The sequence below is a fragment of the Vitreimonas flagellata genome, assembly GCF_004634425.1.
GTDB lineage: Bacteria > Pseudomonadota > Alphaproteobacteria > Caulobacterales > Aquidulcibacteraceae > Vitreimonas > Vitreimonas flagellata.
This window is the reverse complement of record NZ_SBJL01000002.1, coordinates 226,635-246,726: the sequence shown is the minus strand read 5'-3', so window position 1 is coordinate 246,726 and position 20,092 is coordinate 226,635. Positions and strand designations below refer to the sequence as shown.

19 protein-coding genes are annotated in these 20,092 nt (G+C 63.0%); 10 read left to right on the top strand and 9 right to left on the bottom strand.

All coding sequences use genetic code 11. The features are described 5' to 3' along the window. The first annotated feature begins 31 nt into the window (after positions 1-31). Positions 32-1,375, top strand: a complete 1,344-nt coding sequence (locus EPJ54_RS09245) for a M23 family metallopeptidase (protein ID WP_135211430.1) — start codon at positions 32-34, stop codon at positions 1,373-1,375. A 120-nt stretch (positions 1,376-1,495) separates the two neighbouring features. Continuing rightward, positions 1,496-2,146: a response regulator gene (locus EPJ54_RS09240; RefSeq protein ID WP_135211429.1), complete on the top strand. Its 651-nt coding sequence runs from the start codon at positions 1,496-1,498 to the stop codon at positions 2,144-2,146. Here the strand turns inward: EPJ54_RS09240 and EPJ54_RS09235 are convergent. Genes EPJ54_RS09235 through EPJ54_RS09225 form a run of 3 tightly spaced genes read right to left on the bottom strand, consistent with a single transcriptional unit; the run spans position 2,143 to position 6,035 of the window. Then, the gene (locus EPJ54_RS09235; protein ID WP_135211428.1) at positions 2,143-3,879 is read right to left on the bottom strand and encodes an ATP-binding response regulator; all 1,737 of its coding nucleotides are present in this window, start codon (positions 3,877-3,879) and stop codon (positions 2,143-2,145) included. The two genes, EPJ54_RS09240 and EPJ54_RS09235, sit on opposite strands and share 4 nt — an antisense overlap. Further along, entirely contained in the window at positions 3,869-5,626 is a 1,758-nt protein-coding gene (locus tag EPJ54_RS09230) for an ATP-binding protein (protein WP_167755660.1), read from the bottom strand. The genes EPJ54_RS09235 and EPJ54_RS09230 overlap by 11 nt, the downstream gene beginning before the upstream one ends. A gap of 37 nt (positions 5,627-5,663) precedes the next feature. After that, a complete protein-coding gene (locus tag EPJ54_RS09225; RefSeq protein WP_135211426.1) occupies positions 5,664-6,035 on the bottom strand; it encodes a response regulator in 372 nt (123 codons plus the stop codon). Between the two features lie 211 nt (positions 6,036-6,246). Between EPJ54_RS09225 and EPJ54_RS20045 the strand changes: the two genes are divergently transcribed. The 5 genes from EPJ54_RS20045 (at position 6,247) to EPJ54_RS09200 (ending at position 10,486) form a co-directional block, all read left to right on the top strand. Next, positions 6,247-6,585, top strand: a complete 339-nt coding sequence (locus tag EPJ54_RS20045) for a hypothetical protein (protein ID WP_239590841.1) — start codon at positions 6,247-6,249, stop codon at positions 6,583-6,585. Between the two features lie 33 nt (positions 6,586-6,618). Continuing rightward, on the top strand, positions 6,619-7,089 hold the full coding sequence (locus EPJ54_RS09215) for a PaaI family thioesterase (RefSeq protein WP_135211425.1): 471 nt from the start codon (positions 6,619-6,621) through the stop codon (positions 7,087-7,089). A 169-nt stretch (positions 7,090-7,258) separates the two neighbouring features. After that, a complete protein-coding gene (locus EPJ54_RS09210; protein WP_135211424.1) occupies positions 7,259-8,626 on the top strand; it encodes an outer membrane beta-barrel protein in 1,368 nt (455 codons plus the stop codon). 145 nt (positions 8,627-8,771) lie between these two features. Further along, the gene (locus EPJ54_RS09205) at positions 8,772-9,113 is read left to right on the top strand and encodes a hypothetical protein (RefSeq protein ID WP_135211423.1); all 342 of its coding nucleotides are present in this window, start codon (positions 8,772-8,774) and stop codon (positions 9,111-9,113) included. Next, a complete protein-coding gene (locus EPJ54_RS09200; protein ID WP_135211422.1) occupies positions 9,110-10,486 on the top strand; it encodes an acetate and sugar kinases/Hsc70/actin family protein in 1,377 nt (458 codons plus the stop codon). The genes EPJ54_RS09205 and EPJ54_RS09200 overlap by 4 nt, the downstream gene beginning before the upstream one ends. Here EPJ54_RS09200 and EPJ54_RS09195 read toward each other — a convergent pair. Then, positions 10,449-11,390: a CpsD/CapB family tyrosine-protein kinase gene (locus EPJ54_RS09195; RefSeq protein ID WP_135211421.1), complete on the bottom strand. Its 942-nt coding sequence runs from the start codon at positions 11,388-11,390 to the stop codon at positions 10,449-10,451. The genes EPJ54_RS09200 and EPJ54_RS09195 overlap by 38 nt on opposite strands. A gap of 352 nt (positions 11,391-11,742) precedes the next feature. Here EPJ54_RS09195 and EPJ54_RS09190 point away from each other — a divergent pair, with 352 nt between their 5' ends. Then, entirely contained in the window at positions 11,743-12,588 is an 846-nt protein-coding gene (locus tag EPJ54_RS09190; protein WP_135211420.1) for a formyltetrahydrofolate deformylase, read from the top strand. Here the strand turns inward: EPJ54_RS09190 and EPJ54_RS09185 are convergent. From EPJ54_RS09185 to EPJ54_RS09175, 3 genes are all read right to left on the bottom strand, one after another. Then, complete coding sequence (locus EPJ54_RS09185) at positions 12,585-13,697, bottom strand: glycosyltransferase (protein ID WP_135211419.1); 1,113 nt, start codon at positions 13,695-13,697, stop codon at positions 12,585-12,587. The two genes, EPJ54_RS09190 and EPJ54_RS09185, sit on opposite strands and share 4 nt — an antisense overlap. Beyond that, positions 13,694-14,971, bottom strand: coding sequence for a VpsF family polysaccharide biosynthesis protein (locus tag EPJ54_RS09180; protein WP_135211418.1), 1,278 nt, complete (start codon positions 14,969-14,971; stop codon positions 13,694-13,696). Before EPJ54_RS09180 ends, EPJ54_RS09185 begins: the two co-directional genes overlap by 4 nt. Positions 14,972-15,052: 81 nt before the next feature. Further along, positions 15,053-15,763 carry a hypothetical protein gene (locus EPJ54_RS09175; RefSeq protein ID WP_135211417.1) on the bottom strand — a complete coding sequence of 237 codons (711 nt, stop codon included), beginning with the start codon at positions 15,761-15,763 and terminating at the stop codon, positions 15,053-15,055. A gap of 238 nt (positions 15,764-16,001) precedes the next feature. On the opposite strand from EPJ54_RS09175, the gene EPJ54_RS09170 reads away from it, so the two are divergent. Next, entirely contained in the window at positions 16,002-17,459 is a 1,458-nt protein-coding gene (locus EPJ54_RS09170; protein WP_135211416.1) for a glucosamine inositolphosphorylceramide transferase family protein, read from the top strand. Continuing rightward, entirely contained in the window at positions 17,449-18,573 is a 1,125-nt protein-coding gene (locus tag EPJ54_RS09165; RefSeq protein ID WP_135211415.1) for a glycosyltransferase family 4 protein, read from the top strand. Before EPJ54_RS09170 ends, EPJ54_RS09165 begins: the two co-directional genes overlap by 11 nt. Here EPJ54_RS09165 and EPJ54_RS09160 read toward each other — a convergent pair. Together EPJ54_RS09160 and EPJ54_RS20040 are read right to left on the bottom strand one after the other, a co-directional pair. Then, positions 18,507-19,748 carry a glycosyltransferase family 4 protein gene (locus tag EPJ54_RS09160; RefSeq protein WP_239590840.1) on the bottom strand — a complete coding sequence of 414 codons (1,242 nt, stop codon included), beginning with the start codon at positions 19,746-19,748 and terminating at the stop codon, positions 18,507-18,509. The genes EPJ54_RS09165 and EPJ54_RS09160 overlap by 67 nt on opposite strands. After that, positions 19,745-19,918: a hypothetical protein gene (locus EPJ54_RS20040; protein ID WP_239590839.1), complete on the bottom strand. Its 174-nt coding sequence runs from the start codon at positions 19,916-19,918 to the stop codon at positions 19,745-19,747. The genes EPJ54_RS09160 and EPJ54_RS20040 overlap by 4 nt, the downstream gene beginning before the upstream one ends. Positions 19,919-20,092: the final 174 nt, after the last annotated feature.

Sequence of the window (20,092 nt, the reverse complement as noted above, 5' to 3'; positions counted from 1 at the left end):
AGGTTTGAGAGCAGAATTCGCTCAGCGCCTAATGAAGGCTCGTAAAGGTTTCACCGGCTATGCCGTCATGGCGGGCGCGGCGATCCTGGGCCTGGGCCTTGCCTGGAACGCGGGGCTGTTTTCGGGTGCGTCCGAAGCGCGCGCGGCTGAAAATGCGGCCATTCGTGAAGAAGCGGCGCGGCGCGCCGAGCATTTGGCGTTTACAGAGGTTTACCTTGCGCATGAAGCGCGCGAAGTGCGTGTCGGCAGCGGTGAGACGCTGGCCAGCGTGCTGACGCGCGCGGGCGCCACGCGGTCGGAAGTCAATGCGGCGTTGGCCTCTATCGCCGACGTTTACAATCCGCGCCGTTTGCGGCCGGGCCAAGAGATCAGTCTGTTCTTCGATCGCCGCACGGGCGATGCGCGTTTGACGGGCATTGCGTTCCGTTCGGAACCTGGCGCGTCGGTGACGGCGAACCGCACCAATGCGGGTGGCTTTGAAGCCCGCGAAGTTTTGATGCCGCTGACGTTTGAAATTGCGCGCATTGCAGCGCCGGTTGAAACCACGCTCTACGGCACGGCGATGCAATTGGGCGCGACGGATCGCGAAGTTGCAGCACTCGCGGATGCGTTTGCCTATGACGTCGACTTCCAGCGCGACGTGCAGCCCGGTGACAATTTCGAACTCGTTTTCGAGCGTTTCTATGATGACGAAGGCAACACGGTGCGCACCGGCGAACTCTTGTTCGTTGGTCTTGAGACGCGCCGTGGCCGTCGTGATTTCTATCAATTCCTCGCGCCAGGCGACACACGCCCCGATTGGTATGATCCGGAAGGCCGGAGTGCGCGGCGCTTCCTGATGAAGACGCCGATCAACGGCGCGCGGCTCTCGTCGGGTTTCGGCATGCGCCGCCATCCGATCTTGGGCTATTCGCGCTTGCATCGCGGCACGGATTTCGCCGCGCCGATCGGTACGCCGATCCTGGCGGCTGGCGACGGCACGGTGGTGCGCGCGGGGCCGTTCAGTTCTTACGGAAACTACGTGCGCATTCGTCACGCCAACGGCTACGAGACGGCGTACGCGCATATGTCGCGCTTCGCGCGCGGTATGCGGGCGGGCGCACGCGTTCAGCAGGGGCAGGTGATCGGGTATGTCGGCAATACCGGCCGCTCGACCGGGCCGCACCTGCACTACGAGGTCATGCACCGCGGCCGCCAAGTCAATCCGATGACTTTGCGCGTCGCTAATGGTCGGAACTTGGAGGGCCGTTCGCTGGAACTGTTCATGATCGAGCGCGAGCGCATCGATACCTTGCGCCACGTGCGTGACGCGGAGGTGACGCAAGTGTCAGCGTCTGCACCGACGCCCGCGACAGGATCGCCAGCGTCCCCGTGACGTAATGCGCGCAACTGTTGCGCGTACGTGCACAACTTCTTTGTTGAGCGCCGCGGGAATCCGGCGCAATGTCTGTGGTGACAGGAGGTCGCGGCGGGGGCCGCACAACGAGTGGTGCGCATGGGGATTCGAGCTCTAGTTGCTGACGATCACGAGCTGTTCCGCAGCGGTCTGAAGCAATTGCTGATCGACACGCTGGACGCGGACGAGGTTCGTGAGGCGGAGACGCTCGACCAGGCTCTGGAGATGCTGACCAGCGATGGCGCCGGCGATCTCGTGCTTTTGGACTTGCGCATGCCCGGAATGTCGGGTGTGGAGGCGCTGTCGGCGCTGCGCGATGGCTTTCCGGATGCAAAGGTCGCCGTCGTTTCGGCCTGGGAGGATCGCGGCGACATCCTCGCGGCGCTCGGCGCGGGCGTGCACGGCTACATTCCGAAATCGCTGCCGTCGGCGGAGATCGCGGCTGCGATCCGCTCGATCCTCGATGGCCGGATTTATGTGCCGCAATCGATTGGCCGGCGCGAGCAGGGTGCAAAGCCGGATGGTGCGGCGGCGTCGCTGCAGCCGAACTCTGGCGCGTTTGGTCAGGACAAGCTGACCGGGCGCCAGAAAGAGGTGCTGACCGAGCTGCTGAAGGGCCAGGCCAGCAAGGAGATCGCGCGCACGCTCGATATCGCCGAAGGCACGGTGAAAATTCATTTGGCGGCGATCTATCGCGCGCTCGGCGTGCGCACGCGCGCTGAAGCGATCGCGAAACTCAAATCACACTAAGTCGTGTTCGCGAGTTGCGTTGACGCTAGGGCGCTCAACGCATCCGCGTCGATCGGCTTGATCAGCCAGCCGAAGCCCGAGGCCCGCAATTGTGTGAGCGTGTCCGGGTCGGTATCGCCCGTGATCATGATGGCGGGCGGCGGCGGATCGAAGCGCGCGCGCACGCGGCGGGTGATGTCGAGTCCCTGCAATGCGCCGTCGATGCGTAGATCCATCACCAGCAAATCGGCGCGGAAGCCCGTTTGCAGCGCGAGATTAATCTCCGCTTCGTTGGCGCAGGCCTGAACCATCGCGCCTAGATCACGCAATGTGCCGGCCACTGCTTCACGGGCGAGCATGTCATCGTCGAGCAGCAAGACGTTGGCGCCGGCCACGCCGCGGCTAGCGACTTCACCGTTTTGGGTCGCGGCCCCGTTGGCGCGGCGTGCGCGCAGGGTGAAGCGCGCGCCGTGGCCGGGCGCCGAATCCAAACGCAGCGGCATGTTGAGCAAGTTGGAGATGCGCCGCACGATGGCGAGGCCAAGCCCTAGGCCGTCGCCCTTGCTGCGTTCGAGGCGTACGAATTCCTCGAACATGCGCTCTTGGTCTTCGCGGGCAATGCCAGGACCGTTGTCGATGACGCTGATGTCGACGGCTTGGCCGGACGTGGCGATCTCGATGCGCGCCGCGCCGCCGCCGTGCTTCATGGCGTTGACGACAAGATTGGAGAGCGCGCGCTCGAACAATGTCTCATCGGTTTCGATGCTGAGCGTTGTCGGCGCCGCTTCGATTGTGCGGCCGGGATGTTCGGCGATAATGCGGTCGATAATGGGCTGCAGCGGTGTCGGCGCGAATTCGGGTGTGATGGCGCCGGATTGCACGCGCGCCAAGTCGAGCAAGGTTCCGAACATGCCGACCATGGATTGGGTGGCGCGTTCCATCTTCGTAAGGATATCGCGCGCTTCGGTCGTTTCGACGCGGCGCTCCAGAGCCGTGAGATAAAGCGTCAGCGCATGCAGCGGCTGGCGCATGTCGTGGCTGGCGACGGCGAGAAAGCGGGTCTTCGCGGCATCGGCTTCCGCGGCGGCGGCGCGGGCGGCCTCGGCGGCGTCTCGCGCCAAACGCCAGCGCGCGCGCTCGCCGCGGACAGCCAGCGCGCCAAGAGCCGCTGCGACAAGGGCGAGCACGCCAAGCGCAATCGTGGTGGCGTCGAGGCGTTCGCGTGATCTGCGCTCTTCCTCGCGGGCGGCGTCGTTGATGGCGTTGGCGCGGGTGAGAAGCCGCGTGATTTCGGTGCGCAATTCGGCGCGAAAGCTGGTGGAGCGGACAGCAATCTCGGCCGGGCGGAGATTGGGTTGAGGCGAAAGGTCGGCCTCGATCAACGCCGCGATGCGGGCGCTCGTGGCTTCGAGTTCCGGGTCGATCGCGGCCTGCTGTTGCAACAATTCGATCTGTGCGCGCACGTCGGCGGCGGCGGCGTCGGCTTGCAAGCGCACATCTGTTGAATTGTAGGTCTCCTGCAACAAGCGCGCGGCTTTGACGTCCGTCAGGCTCTGCATGATCGCCAACGTGTCGCTGCGCATGTTGCGCGAGATGGCGACGGTTTCGATCGTACGTTGGTGCAGGTGTCGCTGCTGGCCAAATTCGGCGAGAACCGCGAACACGAGCAGCGCCACGAGCGCGATCGCGCCCATGAGCAAGAATTCCGCACGCGAGCGGCGCGGGCCGAGCGCATCGAGACGATCAGGCTGCACGGACTTGCGCCGCCGCCGCTTCGCTGAGGGATTGTGCGTCCACTGGTTTGATCAACCACGCGTAACCGGAGGCGCGCAGCATGGCCAAGGTCTCGGGGCCAGTGTCGCCAGTGACGACAATCACGCGCGGCGGTGACGCGAGCTTGGCGCGCGCGCGTGTGGCGATATCGATGCCTTGGAGGAGGCCGTCGATGCGCAAATCCATGACGAGCAGATCGGGCGCTGCGCCTTGCGCGAGCAGGGCGGTCAGATCGGCTTCATTGCCGCCGGCGCCAACCTCGGCGCCGATGTCGCGCAATGCGCCGGCGATGGCTTCGCGCGCCAGCGGATCGTCGTCGATCACGATGATGTTGGCGCCCGTCAGCGTCACTTCACCGTGAGCTATGCTCGGGGCGACGCCGCCATTCGCGGCCACGAGCGGCACACGCAGGATGAAGCGGGCGCCGCGGCCCGGCGCGGATATCAGGCGCACAGGCATGCCAAGCAGATCGGCGATGCGCTTGACGATGGCGAGCCCAAGGCCGAGTCCCTCGGCGCCAGCGCGGCCATCGAGGCGGACGAATTCTTCGAAGATGCGTTCTTGATCTTCGATCGGGATGCCCGGACCGTCGTCGGCGACGTCGACTTCGACGAAACTCGCGAAGGCGCGCGCCTCGATGTGCGCCTTGCCGCCGCCGTGCTTCATCGCATTGGCGACGAGATTGGCGAGAACGCGCTCAAGCAGCTTGGCGTCGGTGCGGACAATGGCTTGCGTCGCCGCCGCATCGACTTTGCCGCCAGGATGTTCGGCCATGATGCGGTCGAACACCTCTTGCAGGCGCACTTCGCCGATTTCCGGCTGTACGACGCCGGCTTGCACGCGTGCGAGATCGAGCAGCATGGCGAACATGCCGACCATGGATTGCGTTGCGCGATCCATCTTTTGCAAAATATCGCGCGCCTCGGCGCCTTCGACGCGGCGCTCGAGCGCGCTGAGATAGAGTGTCAGCGCGTGTAAGGGCTGGCGCATGTCGTGGCTGGCCACAGCGAGGAAGCGCGTCTTGGCCAGATCGGATTCCTGCGCTTTGGCACGCGCGGCTTCGACGGCTTCATGCGCGAGGCGCCATTGCGTGCGTTCGCGACGCAACGCGAGGATGGCGAGGCCAGATGTTGCGAGCGAGAGCAGGCCCAGCATCATGGTGATGAAATCGAGGCGCTGATGGGCGCGGTCTTCGGCGACGCGAGACTCATCGATGCGGCCGTTGAGCAAAACCTGCAACGCGTCGCTCTGCACGCGGAATTGCGTGTAGATGTCCTCTTCTGGTCGGCTGTGCGAGATCGCGCCTGGGCGCGAGGCAACTTCCGCGTCGAGAATATTGAGCCTGCGCTCGACGAGATTCTCCATTTGCGTAAGGCTCTCGCGAACGCCTGTGTCGTCACCTGCGAGCACGAAGGCGTTGCGCAGACGCGTGCGCGCGACTTCTTTGGCGCGCTCGTAGTCCTCGAGCAGCGCGCGATTGCGGGTGGCGATGAAGCGCGCGGCTAACGCTTCGGCGTCGCTCTGGCCGCGTGCGGCGCCGGCGATTTCGGCGCGCACGGCGCGCACCATGGCGACGACTTCGTATTCGTTGGCGTTCAGACGTGCGCCGCTGAGCAGGAGCGAGCCCAGAACAACGATCAGCACCGAGACAGCGGCGATGGCCGCGGCCAAGATGAACTCGGCCCGGATCGTCGTCTTGTTTGAATCGACGCTGGGTGATTCCGCCATTGTCCCTAGTGTTACCGCCCTGGCGCACGGCACCAAGTTATTCCGCGCCCTCCAGCCAAGCGACGATCGCATCGGCGCGGGCGGGCTTCTGCATCATGGCGAAACCGGCATTACGCGCGGCGATGTCGGAGCGCGCGCGCAGGGTGCCGGAGAGCACGAGGACGCGGGCTTGCCGTGCTGTGGACACGAGGTCAGATGCGATGGCCACGCCATTTGGACCGTCGCCTAAGTCATAATCGGCGATAATGAAGTGAAGCTCGTCGGCGCGCTCGCCCAGGACGTCATCGACGTGGGTGGCGTGCGCCGCGTGCGCGACTTCGGCGCCCCAATCCTGGAGCACCAATGTCAGCGCTTCCGCCGACACAGGGTCGTCTTCGAGAACTAGAACGAACGGCTTGTTGCGAACCATTTGCGCGGAGAAAACCACGCCAACATAATGTTGGGCAGGCGAAAAATGGTCATAGACCTCAGGGCATAGGTCTAAAGAAATACCGTAATGGCGCCCCCGGTGGCGCCCCGCGTACTAGGCCTTCGACCACGACTTCTGTGTAATATTCGCGTGCGCAGAATTTTGTCATCTTTACCGCAGCTAGAGTTTTGTCTGCCTGCGAGAAACAATTGTGACGAATGCCAACGCCTTTCAATTCGCTAACGACGAGTCCAACGAGGAATGGGTCAGCACGGGCGGCGGCGGTCGTGAGCCATCCGATTATTGCTCGCGCGAAGGCGCGGTGGCCCTGAAAGCCAAAATCGAGGCCTATTGGCGCGAGCGCGGCCAGGACGTGATGATCGCGCTCCACAATGTCGGCTTCCACCCGGCTATCCGCGCCGCACGCTACGATGTGCGCAGCGACATGGTTAACGGCATGCCGCGCAAGCGCAGCGCCGGCGCCGCGGCCCCGAAGGAAACCTTCGTGGAAGAATTCGACGTCAACGACGACGATCTGTCGTTCGAATAGAGATCGGCGCGCCGGCCCTGTATAAGCCGGCGCATGTCAGACGATCTCGCGCCTCCCGCAGCACTTGAAGCCCCCGAGGGCTATGTCGCCCTCGACTTTCGCCGCGGCTTTGTTGGCCAAATCGGCCCTTTGCACCGACGCGTGGTGGATGGCGTGGCGACGATGGGGTTCCGCGTCGAAGAGCGCCATACCAATGGCATGAAGAACGCCCACGGCGGCATGCTCATGAGTTTTGCCGACATGGCCTGGGGACAGATTGTTTCGGTTGAGACATCGTCCTATTGGGTCACGGTGCGGCTGACCGTGGATTTCCTCTCCAGCGCCCATATTGGCGAATGGATCGAGGGCGGCAGCGAGCTGATCGAGGCCAAGGAAGACCTTTTCCTGGTGCGGGGGCGGGTTTGGTCGGGCGATCGGACGTTGATGACTGGGACCGGCGTCTTCAAGCCGATCCAGCGCCGCGATCCGCGGCCGGGTGAGAAAGCCTACGCGGCGACAGCGTAAGCTTCTGGTAAGATTAACAAAAATATCGATTTTTCGGCTCGGTTGGCGTCGTTTGCGCACGCTCGCTTAACCCGAACAGTGCTCCCTTGCCACGGTAGCGAAGGAAATTCGCGCCCTGGTGGCGGGGTTCCCCTGGCGCGCGTATGATCCCAACAGGGGAGGCGTAGAAATGACATCCTCGAAGTCGCCGGCGGGGCCGGCCGATCCAACATTCCCGCCGCACGCGCAACGCGTTGCAACGGCGCGCATTTTGCACAATCGCTCCAAGCCTAACCGCCGCTCGCGTTTGCTCGCGACGTTGGCGTCACTTGGGGGGACTTTGGTGCGCGTTCATCCGGCTCTTTCGATGTTTGCGGCGTCGCTGATCGCGTTCGCGCCTGTTCACGCGCTTGCGCAGGACCAGGCCGCCAGCACCTCGGTGCGCGACCGGCCACGTGAAGAATACGATCCGCTCGGGGTACGTTTCGGCGCGTTTAACCTCAACGCCTCTATCAATCTGGGCGCTGAAAGCAATGACAACCTCTTCGCCGAGGAAGTTGGGCCGGACGAAGACATCATCTTCTCAGTGTCGCCGAATGCGACGCTGCGTTCGAATTGGTCGCGCCACGCAATCGAGGTGGACGCGGGCGCGCGCTTCGAAAGCCATGAGGATTTCTCAAGCGAAGACGTCGACACGGGTTACGCGCGCCTGATGGGCCGCCTCGATGTCGGCTCGCGTTCGAACGTTCGCCTGGACGCTGGCCTCGCGCACGAGCGTGAATCGCGTGCGGATTCGGATGCGCCGACCGTCGGCGATCCGGTCGAATACGATCGTTCGGATTTGTCGCTCACGGCCGAGCACCGCTTTAGCCGCTTCACCCTCACGGGCGCGGTGGCGCAGCGCGACTATAGCTTCGATGGCCCCGTGCAGAGCGTGCGCGACAACGATCAGACGAGCTTCCGCGCCCGCGTGGACGCTGAGCTGACGCCGCGTTTGGGTCTCGTCCTGCAAGCCACGACGGATGAGCGCGATTATGAAAACACGCCGAGCCTGAGCTCGGAAGGCACGACGCTGCTCGCTGGCGTGAGCGTGAATTTCACCGACCTCTTGGTGGGGGAAATCACGGCCGGCCAGTTCGAGCGTGATTATGACGGCGGCGCGACGGCCGACGGCTTGGCTCTCGCGGCCAATCTGGAATGGTACCCGACTGGCTTGACGACGGTGACATTCAACGCGCGCCAAAACGCGGAAGACGTCGTCGGCGCCACGAGTGCGACGCCGTTCACGGAAAGCCAATACGGCATCCGCGTCGATCACGAATTGCTGCGCAACGTCATCCTCACGGCCGGCGCCCAAGCGGGCACGCGTGAATATGAAGATCCGATCGATCGCGAAGACGAAGTGGTCGGCGTTGAGATCGGCGCCGATTATTTGATGAACCGTCGTGTCGCTCTGCGCGCGCGTTACAATTTCGACGACGTGCAATCGAGCGGCGCCGATCGGTATCGCGACTTCGAGGTGAATGCGTTCACGCTCGGCGTGAGCTTCCGCCTCTAAGTTTGAGGCGGGCGCATGCTGGGCTGGACGTACGCGTTTAAGCTTGGACTTTGAGTGTATGCCCGCCGCTAAGGCCAAAAAGGCCAAGACGACAAAGCCAAAGAAAAAAAGCGCCGCGCGGAAACGCGCGGCGTCTGGCGTTCAATTGAATGATGCGTTGGCCGCCGCCGCCTGGGTCGAAGCCGATCGCGCTTTGGCCGAAGCGTTGGCGCTGTGTGACGAGGCGCTGCAGACTGAAGGCGCGGCGCACGGTTTGGCGTTGGAAATGCTTGGACAAGCGCTCACGACAGCTGCGCGCAAGAGGGGCTTCTCGCGGCTTGGCGAGCTAGGCGGGCGTGAAGCGTTCGATCCGGATCGTCACGAATTCATCAAACCACCCAAGAAGACGCCCAAATCTGTGCGCATCGTGGCGCGTGGCGTGACGCGGGGCGGCGAGATGCTGACCAAGGCGCGCGTCGGACCTGTGGGGCGGGCGAAAGCAAGATGAGCGAATGGACGCTCTGCATCGATTTCGGGACGGCGTTCTCGAAGGCCGCGGCGGCGCCGCGCGATGCTTGGGCGCGCTTTGATCCGCGCTTTGTGCGCCCGCTGATGCTGGGCGGTGTGCAGGAGACGGGCAACGCGTTCCTGCTCGAGAGCGCCGTGTTCGTGGATGACCACCGCATTCTGTTCGGCCGCGCCGCGATGGCGCGGGCGGATAGTTTGGCGCAGCACAAGCGGATGGCGCTGCGTTCGTTCAAGACTTTGCTAGGCGTCAGTGATTTGGATCGTGCGCTGAACACCAACGCGCCAACGTCGATCGATCCGCACCGCATGTTTCAGATGCGCGACCTTGTCGTGCTCTATCTCGCGTACTTGCTGGCGGCGGTGGACGCGGCGGCGGCGTATGACGAGCTGGTCTCGAAAGCGTCCGGCGTCGAATGGCGCTACGCGGCGCCGGCTTGGCGCAGCGGTGATAGCGCCGGCATGCACCCGGCCATCGTGCGCCTGTTCGGCGAAGCCGATGCGTTCCGCACAGCTTTGGGCGACGACATGCTTGAGCCGGCCGGCGTACCGATCGAAACCGTGCAGGCCTTGTTGCCGAAGGCGATGGCCAAGCCCGAAGCGTTCGAGATGGGGCTTATCTTCGAGGCGACAGCCGCGGCCGCGTTTAGCTCGATTGGTCTGCAAGACAGCGCTTCGCACATGATCGTGCTCGACATGGGCGCGGGCACGACGGATGTGGCCGCACTCGTGCGCTCAGGTTCGAAATTGTCGGAGCTGGATAGCGCGCGGCTGACGCTGAAGCAGGCCGGTGATTTTATTGATCGGGCGCTCGCCAACGTCGTCCTCGACATGAGCAAGTGGGCGAAGACGCAATCGCAGAAAACAGAGCTGTGGGACGCGCTGATGCGTAACATGCGCGACATCAAGGAAAGCGTGTTCGCGGACGGTTCGGCTACATTGCGCCACGAAGGCCGCGTGATTCGCGTGAGCTTGAAGGACCTTGAGCGCAGTCGCGACTTCAAGACGTTTCAAAAAAGTCTGCAGGATGCATACGAGCACGGTTTGCTTGCTGTGTGCGATAGCGCGATGGCGCATGGCGCGCCGCAGATCCAGGCGATCGCCGTGGGTGGCGGCGCCGCAGCGCCCTTCATTCAGAGCCTGATCCGCGCCAAGCCGCCGCGCAAAGTGCGCGTGCCGGTGAAGCCGCGTCCGGCGACGCCGGACTGGGCGCATTCGCGTAATTTCCACGGCAACCTTGCGCCGGTGTTTCCACAATTGGCGATCGCGATTGGTGGTGCGTTGGCGCCGCCGGAAATGCTGGCGGCGATCGGCGGCTTTAGTCCGCCCGCAGGCGCCCGAAACGGTAACCGCTAGGCACGCGGTTCACATATACGCCGGCGCCGCCATGGCGCACGCGAAGCGCGCGCATGGTTTCACGGATCGCCGCGCGCGGCGTGTGATCCCATGCGGCGACGACGACGTTCTTATCCGCAAGGCGCGCCACCATCGGTCCGTCAGCTGTGCCGGCTGGCGGGCAATCGAGGATGACGATGTCGTAGGCGGCGCGGGCGCGTTGCAGCATCTGCTCGAAGCCACGCGTTCCGGCGAGACCGCGCCAGGCTGAGCGCGGACGCGCGGCGGGGATGAACTGAAGGCCGGTCTCTTCTTCCTCGCTGATGAAGCTTTGCCAGTCTTCTGGATTTTCGGACGCTTCGAGGACGCCTTCGGTTGGCTCGGGGCCAAGCGCCTTGGTGAGCGCGCGCTGGCGCAGATCGCAATCGATCAGCAGCACGCGCTTGTCTTGCTGGGTGGCGCTGATCGCGGCGCACATGGCGGCGGTGGTCGCGCCTTCGCCGGCGGCGGGCGCGATGAAGGCGACAACGCCGCGTGGCGGCAGCGAATGCTGCAGGTCGCGGAAGGCGGTCGCGAATGGCGAGGCGGGCTGGAACGCGAGCAGGCCGAGCGGTGAACGCCGATCCGGCGGCAGTTGGCGCAGATCCAGGCTCGTCACTTCAGGCGCTGCGCCAAGCATCGCATAGCGGCGCTTCTTGCCGCTGAAGTCCGTGACGCCAATGGCGTCGCGCCAAGCTTCGCGCGCGAAAGCGGTAACGATTGCAACCAGAAGTGCGACGCCCAACCAGGCGAGCGCGATCGGCAGCCATGGCAAAAGGGGTGTGAGCAAGCTGTGGATAAATGCCGCTGGAATGAACAATGACGTCAGCGCCAAGAACAGCGGCAATTGCCGGCGCTGCGCGCGCTTGAACTGGCGCCACGCCATGTTTGGAGCGCGCGCCACCCTACGTTGCGCCGGGCGCGACTCTACGCGCCGCGTTTGGGCAGCGTAATCGCGTACCGTAGGTTTGATCCGGCATCGTGCGAACGGAATCCGCTTAGGTTTTGCAAGCGCTTGTTATCATCAGCCCCAGAGCGCGCGAACGCACTGAGTCGCGAGTTTTGCAGTAGAGATGCAAGCCGGCAATGCACATTTTTGTTCCAACGTAGTGAACATCGCCTTGACCCTCACGCTTGGCGATGGCGCATGGCAGTGAGATTGCAGCGCTGCATTGTGGAGCGGGAAATCGCGCGCGCGTCAGGGGAATGATGTGCGCGAAGGGAGTAAGTGCGTACCAATGCAATATGTGCTGACAGCGTCGTGCCAAGACAGGACAGGCATTGTCGCGGCCGTGACGACGCTCTTGGCGGCGCAAGAATGCTTTATTGTCCGCACGCGCTCCTTCGGCGACCCCGACACCGGGCGCTTTTTCCTGCGCATCGAATTTCACCCCACGGGCTCATTTTCGTTGGAGGCTTTTGAGCGCGATTTCGGCGAGGTCGCGGCGCGGCTGGAGATGGATTGGCGCTGCCTGCCGAAGGATCGCAAGCTGAAGACGCTGATCATGGTCTCGAAATTCGACCATTGCGCCAACGCACTGCTCTACGCCGCCCGCGTTGGTGAATTGCCGATCGAGCCAGTGGCGATCGTGTCGAACCATTATGATCTCGCAGCACCCCTCGCGCACTGGAACACGCCATTCCATCTGGCGCCGGTGACGCCGACAACGAAGGCGGACGCCGAAGCCAAGATGTTCGCGCTTATGGAAAGCACCGGCGCCGAGCTCGTGGTGCTTGCGCGCTACATGCAGGTGCTGAGCGAAGATGCGAGCCAGCGTCTCTCAGGGCGCTGCATCAACATCCACCATTCCTTCTTGCCGAGCTTCAAGGGCGCCAAGCCCTATCACCAGGCGCATGCGCGCGGTGTGAAGACGATTGGCGCGACGGCGCACTACGTGACGGGCGATCTCGATGAAGGGCCGATCATCGCGCAGGTGACCGAGCCGGTGGATCATAATTTTAGCGTGCAGGATTTGGTGACACTCGGCCGCCACTTGGAATCTTCGGCGCTGGTGCGCGCGGTGAAGGCGCACGCCGAGCGGCGCGTGTTCATCAATGGCGTGAAGACGGTGGTGTTGTCCTAAGCGGCGGCTTGATGCTGGGGCGCGATATCAAGCGCGGCGAGGAACGCATCGGCGGCGGCGGCGACAGAGAAATCCTGTGCGCGCGCACGGAGTGCATCCTTATCGTGTGTCGCGTCGAGCGCTTCGCGCATGGCTTTGGCCATCGCCATCGCATCGCCTACAGGAACAAGTGCGCCGTAACGGCCGTCCGCAAGCACTTCGCGCGGCGCCGTTGGGCAATCGGTCGCGACGATCGGCAGGCCGAGCGCCATGGCTTCAACAATGGCGATACCAAAGGATTCCGTGATCGAACTTGAAACGAAAAGGTCGCCTTTCGCCAGGAGATTAGCGGGGTTTTCGACTTGGCCGGCGAAGATGACTTTGTCGCCGAGGCCAAAGCCGGTGGCGGCGGCTTCGAGTGCCGTGCGCTCTTCGCCATCGCCGATCAGCAGCAACGTGCCGGCGCTGCGGCGTGAGAAATATTGGAAGGCGCGCATCAGCGTCTTGAAATCTTTGGCGGCGTTCAAGCGACCGAGCGAAACGATGCATGGGCCCTTGATGCGTGCGATAAAGGCTTGCTCTGAGGGCGTGAGCGGACCGGTCTTCGGCGGCGGCACTGCGTTGTAAACGTGCGCCGCGTTGATCGCATTGGGCGCGCACAGTGCGACGGCGTCTTCAGCGGCGCCCTTCGAGACGCCGATGATCTTGTCGCACGCAGGATAAAGCGCGCGGATAAGTCTGGTTTCGACCTTGCCGCGTACGCCGCGCGCTGCGCGCATGCTGGAAAGCACGGCGTGCTCCCAACCAATCAGCGGCGTGCGGATCAGGCCCACGCGCTTCATCAGTGCGGCGGTCAGAATGTTGTGCGTCATTACCGCGATCAATAGATCGGGCGCTTCTTCCTTGATGGCTTTCGCGAGAGCGGGGCCGGCTAAGGCTGTGCGTGGCGCGTCGAGATAACGGACCGGGCCGACTTCCGCGAAGGCGTCGTCCAACGGACCGCCGCGGCGATCGACGATGAAACGCACATCATAGCCGCGTCGCTTCAGTTCCTGTGTAAGCCACAGCGTCGACTTCTCGGCGCCACCCACCGCAAGGTAGGGCATATAGAAGGCAAGGCGCGCACTCATGTTTGCGGACGAAAATCTTGTGGGCGGGGCCCGAGTTCGGTGGGGCGCCGGATCTCGCGCGCCTTCACCTGCACTTGCGCCTTCAACGGCAGTGCACAGATCAGAGCGAGCACGAAACTGAGCGCAGGCGCTTTCACGTTGAGCACGTTGTTGGTGTTGGCGGCGAGCAAGAACGCCAGCGCGCCGAGCAAAGCGCCGTGACGCATCAGAGCGCTTTTGAGAATGGTGTAATGGATCGCGCCAAACAGGATGATCATGACGATCAGCCCGAATTGGAAGATCATCATCACGATCGGACTCTCAATGGCGGTATTCTGCAGGAATGCACGGCTCAACATGGTGAGCTTATTGATGTCGCTCCCCAGGAAAAGCTCTTGGGGTGTGAGATATTGAAGCACGCCGAAAATGTCGATGCGCGTCATCGTGCTCTTGTCGACGAGCTTATCTTGGAAGCGGTACAGCAACGTGTCGGCCAGGCCTGACATGAGCACGATGGGCGCGATCACGAGCACTGCGAGCACGCCGACCATCACCAGACCCGCCTGCTCAGGACTGCGTTTCGTCTCCGCGCGCATCATCGTCACGAAGGCGAAGAGGTAAAATAATGTGGCGATCAACGTGGACGCGCGTGCGCCGCTGACAAATACGCCAAGCAGGAAGAATGTCATCAGGCCAATGCGGACCACAAAGGGCGCACGCAAAGCCGGTGTGAACATCATGATGGTGAGCGTCATAAGGCCATTGTCGAGCGGATGGCCCATGAATGCGGTGGGGCGGAAGGTCTCCTCGCGCTTGAGGAACGGCATGAGGCGGTTCTGCGTGAGGAATTCGAAGATCGACACGGTCGTGTTCACCGCCATCAGGGCGACCATCGTCACGATCACGCGTTGGCGCAACTCCGGCGCCATGCGGGTCACCAGCCAACCGGCGAGCGCGCCGCAAATGATCGAGTCGATCAGATAGCCGACGGCTTGCGTGCGGCCTTGCGCGATACTGGTGAGTGCGGCGAAGGCGGCGGCGGCGCAGATGATCAAGAGCGGCGCATGTTTGCGCATATCGATCAGCGCGCGCGCTTCCGAGCGCATGATCTCCCAGATCGCGCAAAGCACGATCAGATACGTGCCTGGATGGATCTTGAAGGCGATGAAGCCGCTGGACGCGGTGTAGGGAATGAAGAGGTCGAGAAAGGGCGGCGGCAGGAAGACGCGCACGGCCAAGGCCGCGCAGAAAAACAGCGCGAATTCCGAGTCATAGGGGCGGGAATTAACCCTCACGAAATGCCTCCGCCGGGCGTGCTCGCACCCTGGCCACAAGCTGCGCCTAATGCAACTAGCAGGCCCTTAAGGCGCTGGATATTAGGCGACTTCGGCGGTCGGCGGCGCGCTGTTTTTGTTGGCCGCAGCGACTGGCCAATTGTCCCGCCAGGCTAGGATCGACATCGGCACGCCAAGAGGTCGCTCGATGGCAAAATTCGCGACCGGGAACAGGGTGCGCATGTCGTTGAGCCCGAGTGGATTGTAGAAGCGCATGCGCTCCATGGCGTCGTTGATGTCCGTGGATTTGGCGCCGGAGCCCAGGCGCGAGCGCGTCAGCAACGCCGCTTGCACGCTGCGCGGGTAAATCGCGAAGAATGGGGCGAGCGGGGTCGGGAAATGTGGATCAACTGGCGAGTTCTTGTTGGGAACCTGAATGAAGTAGGGCTTGCCACTGTCGCAAATCTTGGCGGCGAGGTGCGCTTGCGCCTGGCGGGAGTCCAAATGCTCCAGGAAGCTGTTGGAAAAGATCAGATCGAATGAGGCGAGATATTTTGTGGTGACGTCATTGGCGTCGAAAACGCGGTTAACGATCTGCGATCCTTGATTTCCAAAGCCGGCGGCCGTGGTGTCGATATGGTGGTTGTTGATCAGGGTGATGTGGAGTTGGTCTTCCGGTTTCAGCCCCCAGCCGCGCCAAAACGGCACGGTGCCGCCAAGATCGACAATGCGCAGGGGCCGTTGCGCGGGCAGAAATTCGGCAAAACGGGCGCGGCGCTGCGCGCGTGTCCAGACCCGGAGTTTTTGAAGCATTGAGGTCTCCGATTACTGGAGGTCTGGAAATAAACTGGGCGTAATATTTCGCCCGAGATGAGAATTCAGCAATCGATCCTGTGAGTAACGCTCTGTTAATCATGAAATACAACTCAATTATTGTGAACTTTTCTCAGTAGGGGATCGGGGTGACCTAGGCCCGGCATTTGCAGGAAATTTCTCCTGTCTGGGGTAGTGTGCCGGCGCGCTGGGGTGCGCCGCTGGTGAGGGTGGTTCGATGAAGGTCGCGATCGTGGTTGCGCCCGCCAGATATTGGCGATGGCAGCGCCTGCTCGCGGAGCGTCTGGGCGCGCAGCATGCGGTTTCGGTGTTTGCAGCGGGCGGCGCGCGTGGGTTGCCGCCGATGTTGCGCGCGCTGCTGGCGATGGAGCGGCGCGTGTTCAAGGCGCCGGCGGATGTGACGCTGGAGCCTGCGCCGGCAGAGGCGACGACGCTTGAGGGCTTCGATCTGGTGATCAATCTGAGCGGCGGCCCGGCGCGACCGGGTGCGTTGCGTTTGTTGTACGATGGTGGGGCCGACGAAGCGTTCTTGTGGGGGCGCTTGTTGCGCAAACAGCCGCCGATGATCGCGGTGGCGCGCGACGGCGAAACTGTGGCCGCGTCTTATGCGGCGATTGAAGATGATCTGGTTTTGGCGCGTGGATTACGCTTCGCGTTCGCGCGCGCGGCGCTGTTGATCGAACGCGCGGTGGAGATCGTGGAAGGCGTGCGCCACAAGGCGCCGCTGCCGCACCCGGCGCCGCATGCGCCGCAGCCTTACAAGGACGCGCTGATCGCGCCGTTTGCTTTTGCGCGCGTGGTTGCTGTCGCGCGGGCGCTTTCACGCAAGCGCGGGCATTGGGTAACGGCGTGGCGACGTGGCGGCGGGCCGTTTGCGATCGCAAGCGCCGACGGCGCCTTCGTAGCCGACCCATTTGTGGTGTCGCGCGGCGGCGAGGATTTTTTGTTCGCCGAAGCTTTGGTCGATGGCGGGCCGAAGGGGCGCATTGTTGTGGCGCGTTTGCCGGCGCAGACGCAGGGCGTCGTGTTCGAGCACGTGCTGACTGAAGCGCACCATCTCTCGTACCCGCACGTGTTTGAGCATGACGGTGAGATGTTCATGATGCCGGAGACGGCGCAGGCGGGAAAATTAAGCATCTATCGCGCCGTCGATTTTCCGACGCGTTGGGAAAAACATTGCGATGTCATCGATGACGCGCGCGTGGTGGACGCCACAATTGTTCAACGCGCCGATCGTTTCTATTTGTTCTGTACGCTCGTGCCGCCGAGTGGGTCATCATGGGATGAGCTCTCGATTTTTCATGGACCGAGCGTGTTTGGTCCGTGGACGCCGCATGCGCTGAATCCCGTCAAGTCGGACGCGCGTGGCTCGCGCATGGGCGGCCGGTTCCGGGTCGTCGGCGATCGCCTGTTGCGGCCGGCGCAGGATTGCAGCACCGGCTATGGCGCGAAGCTCGCTTGGTATGAAGTGACAACACTTACGCCGGACACATTCACCGAGCGCCGCATCGGCGCATGGGATCCGAAAGTGTTTGGCGATTTCACTGGGCTTCACACCTACGACGCGCTTGGCGATGTCGAAGTATTGGATATCAAAATGGATCGGCCGCGGCGCGCGCGGCCACGCCCGCTTATTGTTGGCGGCGATGAGATAAAGGTTCCCGATGCGCACTGATCAGCGCAAGCCACGTGTGTTGTGTGTGGTGCCGCGTGGGCTTGAAGGCCGCGGCGGCATTGAGCGCGCGTTTCGCTATATTTCGCAGCATGACGATGCGCCGGCGGACTTCACGTTTCTGGCCACGCGCGGCGACGGCTCGCGTATGGGCTCATTGCTGATTTTCGCCAACGCGATTGCGCGCTTCACATGGATTGCGGCCACGAGGCAGGCGGATATCGCGCACATCAATCTGTCGCTGCGCGCGAGCGCTTATCGCAAAGCGTTGCTGTGGGGCATCGCCAAGGTGTTCAGGCTGCCGGTGATCTTCCATTATCACGGCGGCGGCTTTGATCGGCGCGTGCATGAGAAGAAACTTTGGATCGATGTCACCAAGTACATTCTGCGCCGCGCAGAGGGCGTGATCGCGCTGGGTGAGCGCTGGCGGCAGGTGTTCGTGGAAGAGGTCGGCGTGCCGGCCGAGCGGACGATCGTGATTTACAACGCGGTGCCTGATTTTGCCGCTGGACGCGATCTCGCGCGTCCGTCCGAGCGGCCGCTGACGATTTTCTTCGCAGGTGAGATCGGTGAGCGCAAAGGCGTCGATGTGTTGGCGGGCGCACTGGCGAAGATCGGCGTGAGCCAGGATTGGCGCTGCACGATTGCTGGCAACGGCGATGTCGCGCCGTTTGCGCGAACGCTGGCCGACGCGGGTGTCGCCGATCGCGTGAGCTTTCCGGGCTGGATTGGCATGGATGACATCCATGCGGGCATGCTGAACGCGGATATCTGCGCGCTGCCGTCGCGTAGCGAAGCCTTGCCGATTTCGCTGATCGAAGGTGCTGCCGCAGGCGCGGCGATGGTGTGCACGGGCGTCGGCGCGTCGGCCGAGATCAATGAGACCGGATTGACCGGCTACGTGCTGCCGATTGAAGCGGATGCGTTCGCACAGGCGTTCAGCGAATTGGCGGCCGATCGCGGCAAGCTGGCGACGATGCAGAAGGCCGCACGCGCGCGCTATCTCGAACGCTTCACGTTCGCGCGCATGCTGGAGCGCTTGGGCGAAGCTTACGCGCTGGTGCTCGACGCTAAGGCCGCATCGCGTGCTGGTGCGCGGCCGAGAGCGGCGGCGTAAGCGGCAAGCAGTTTCGGCTCCTGGTGCTCCCAGCAGAGATCTGACTCGAAGCGCTTGCGGCCGTACTCGCCGAGCTGCTTCGCCAGCGTGGGATCATCGAGCAATTGCTCGATTTTGTCGGCGAAATCCTGCACGTCGTTCGGCTTCGCGTAGAGCGACGCTTCTTGCGCGGAGAAACGGCCTTCCGTGCATTCGAATTGCACGATCGGCTTCGCCATGGCCATGTATTCGACGATCTTGTTCATCGTCGATTTATCGTTGAGTTCGCTTGGGCGATCGGGATTGACCAGCACCGTCGAGCGGCCAAGCCAATCCTTCAAGTCCGCATCGGAGACGCGGCCGGTGAAGCGGACGTGGTTTGAGAGATTGAGTGACGCGGCTTGGGCTTCAAGATCGCGACGCGCGCTGCCGTCGCCGACCAGCACGAAGCGCACATCGTCACGCTTCTTGGTGTAAACGATGTGGTGCGCGGCTTCGAGCAACAGGTCCAAGCCCTCTTGCGCGCCCATGACGCCGACATAGCCGACCAGTTTCTCCGCCTCGCCCGAGCTTGCCGCGCGGTCGATCCAGGCGCGGCGTGGCGCGCTGCGAACCACGTACACATTTTCCGGCTTCATCTTGCCACGCGAAACCGCGACCCGCTTGTAGCTTTCGTTCGTGGCGATCGACACGTTCGACATCGCAAAGGTCAGCCGTTCGAACAGCACCATGAGCGAGCGCAGAAAGGGGCGCGGCTTATCGTATTTGGAATCGAGCAATTCCGGGCAGAGATCATGATGATCGAAGATGAAGCGGCAGCCGAAGAGCTTGAAGGGGGCTGCTACCAAGAAGAGCAAGTCCGGGGGGTTGCAGGCATGGATCACATCAATGCCGCGCGCAAACGCCACGCGCAGCGCCAGCACGAAGCTTGAGATCAACGCAACCGGGTATTCGAAGAGATAGCCGGCAAAGCCTGAGGCTTCGATCGGCAAGGAATAGCGATAGACGTAAATGCCATCGATGCGCTCGAAGCCTTTGTCATAGCCTTTGCCTTTCGGGCAGATGACGTTGACCTCGTAGCCTGCCGCATGCAGCGAGTTCGCTTCCATCCACACGCGACGGTCAAACGGCACGGGCAGGTTCTCGACCAGGATCAGGACGCGGCCGAGCGGTTTGGATTGGGTGTCGTTGCTCACTTCAGTCTCGTATAGAAGCCGCGGCTGGTGGATCGACCGAACGTCGGGTGCGCGCGGCTCAGGGGCGGAATGTCCCAGGAATCGATGATCGCGTAGCCTATGACGCGGCGGCGCACGGCGTGGGCGACGCGGTTGATTACGCCTCTCGAATTGGCGCCGATGTCGGCCATGAATTCTCGAACCTGGTTCCAGTTTGGATACGCGCTCGGTGCAAGTTTCGCACCGGAGGCGCTCGGCTGGCCTATAACAGAGGCGCCGCGCGCCGCCCACAAGTGGGGCGGTTAACGCCGCGTTTTTTTGCGTCGTATGCGGCGCAATTGATGCATGGTTGACTTGGCGCCGCG

Bases quoted from the DNA above. Each gene is read 5' to 3' on its own strand.
- EPJ54_RS09195 (WP_135211421.1), bottom strand. From the start codon at position 11,390: ATGGCGTGGCGCCAGTTCAAGCGCGCGCAGCGCCGGCAATTGCCGCTG.
- EPJ54_RS09175 (WP_135211417.1), bottom strand. From the start codon at position 15,763: ATGCTTCAAAAACTCCGGGTCTGGACACGCGCGCAGCGCCGCGCCCGT.
- EPJ54_RS09245 (WP_135211430.1), top strand. From the start codon at position 32: ATGAAGGCTCGTAAAGGTTTCACCGGCTATGCCGTCATGGCGGGCGCG.
- EPJ54_RS09225 (WP_135211426.1), bottom strand. From the start codon at position 6,035: ATGGTTCGCAACAAGCCGTTCGTTCTAGTTCTCGAAGACGACCCTGTG.
- EPJ54_RS09170 (WP_135211416.1), top strand. From the start codon at position 16,002: ATGAAGGTCGCGATCGTGGTTGCGCCCGCCAGATATTGGCGATGGCAG.
- EPJ54_RS09185 (WP_135211419.1), bottom strand. From the start codon at position 13,697: ATGAGTGCGCGCCTTGCCTTCTATATGCCCTACCTTGCGGTGGGTGGC.
- EPJ54_RS09230 (WP_167755660.1), bottom strand. From the start codon at position 5,626: ATGGCGGAATCACCCAGCGTCGATTCAAACAAGACGACGATCCGGGCC.
- EPJ54_RS09190 (WP_135211420.1), top strand. From the start codon at position 11,743: ATGCAATATGTGCTGACAGCGTCGTGCCAAGACAGGACAGGCATTGTC.
- EPJ54_RS09165 (WP_135211415.1), top strand. From the start codon at position 17,449: ATGCGCACTGATCAGCGCAAGCCACGTGTGTTGTGTGTGGTGCCGCGT.
- EPJ54_RS09240 (WP_135211429.1), top strand. From the start codon at position 1,496: ATGGGGATTCGAGCTCTAGTTGCTGACGATCACGAGCTGTTCCGCAGC.
- EPJ54_RS09215 (WP_135211425.1), top strand. From the start codon at position 6,619: ATGTCAGACGATCTCGCGCCTCCCGCAGCACTTGAAGCCCCCGAGGGC.
- EPJ54_RS09200 (WP_135211422.1), top strand. From the start codon at position 9,110: ATGAGCGAATGGACGCTCTGCATCGATTTCGGGACGGCGTTCTCGAAG.
- EPJ54_RS09210 (WP_135211424.1), top strand. From the start codon at position 7,259: ATGACATCCTCGAAGTCGCCGGCGGGGCCGGCCGATCCAACATTCCCG.
- EPJ54_RS20040 (WP_239590839.1), bottom strand. From the start codon at position 19,918: ATGGCCGACATCGGCGCCAATTCGAGAGGCGTAATCAACCGCGTCGCC.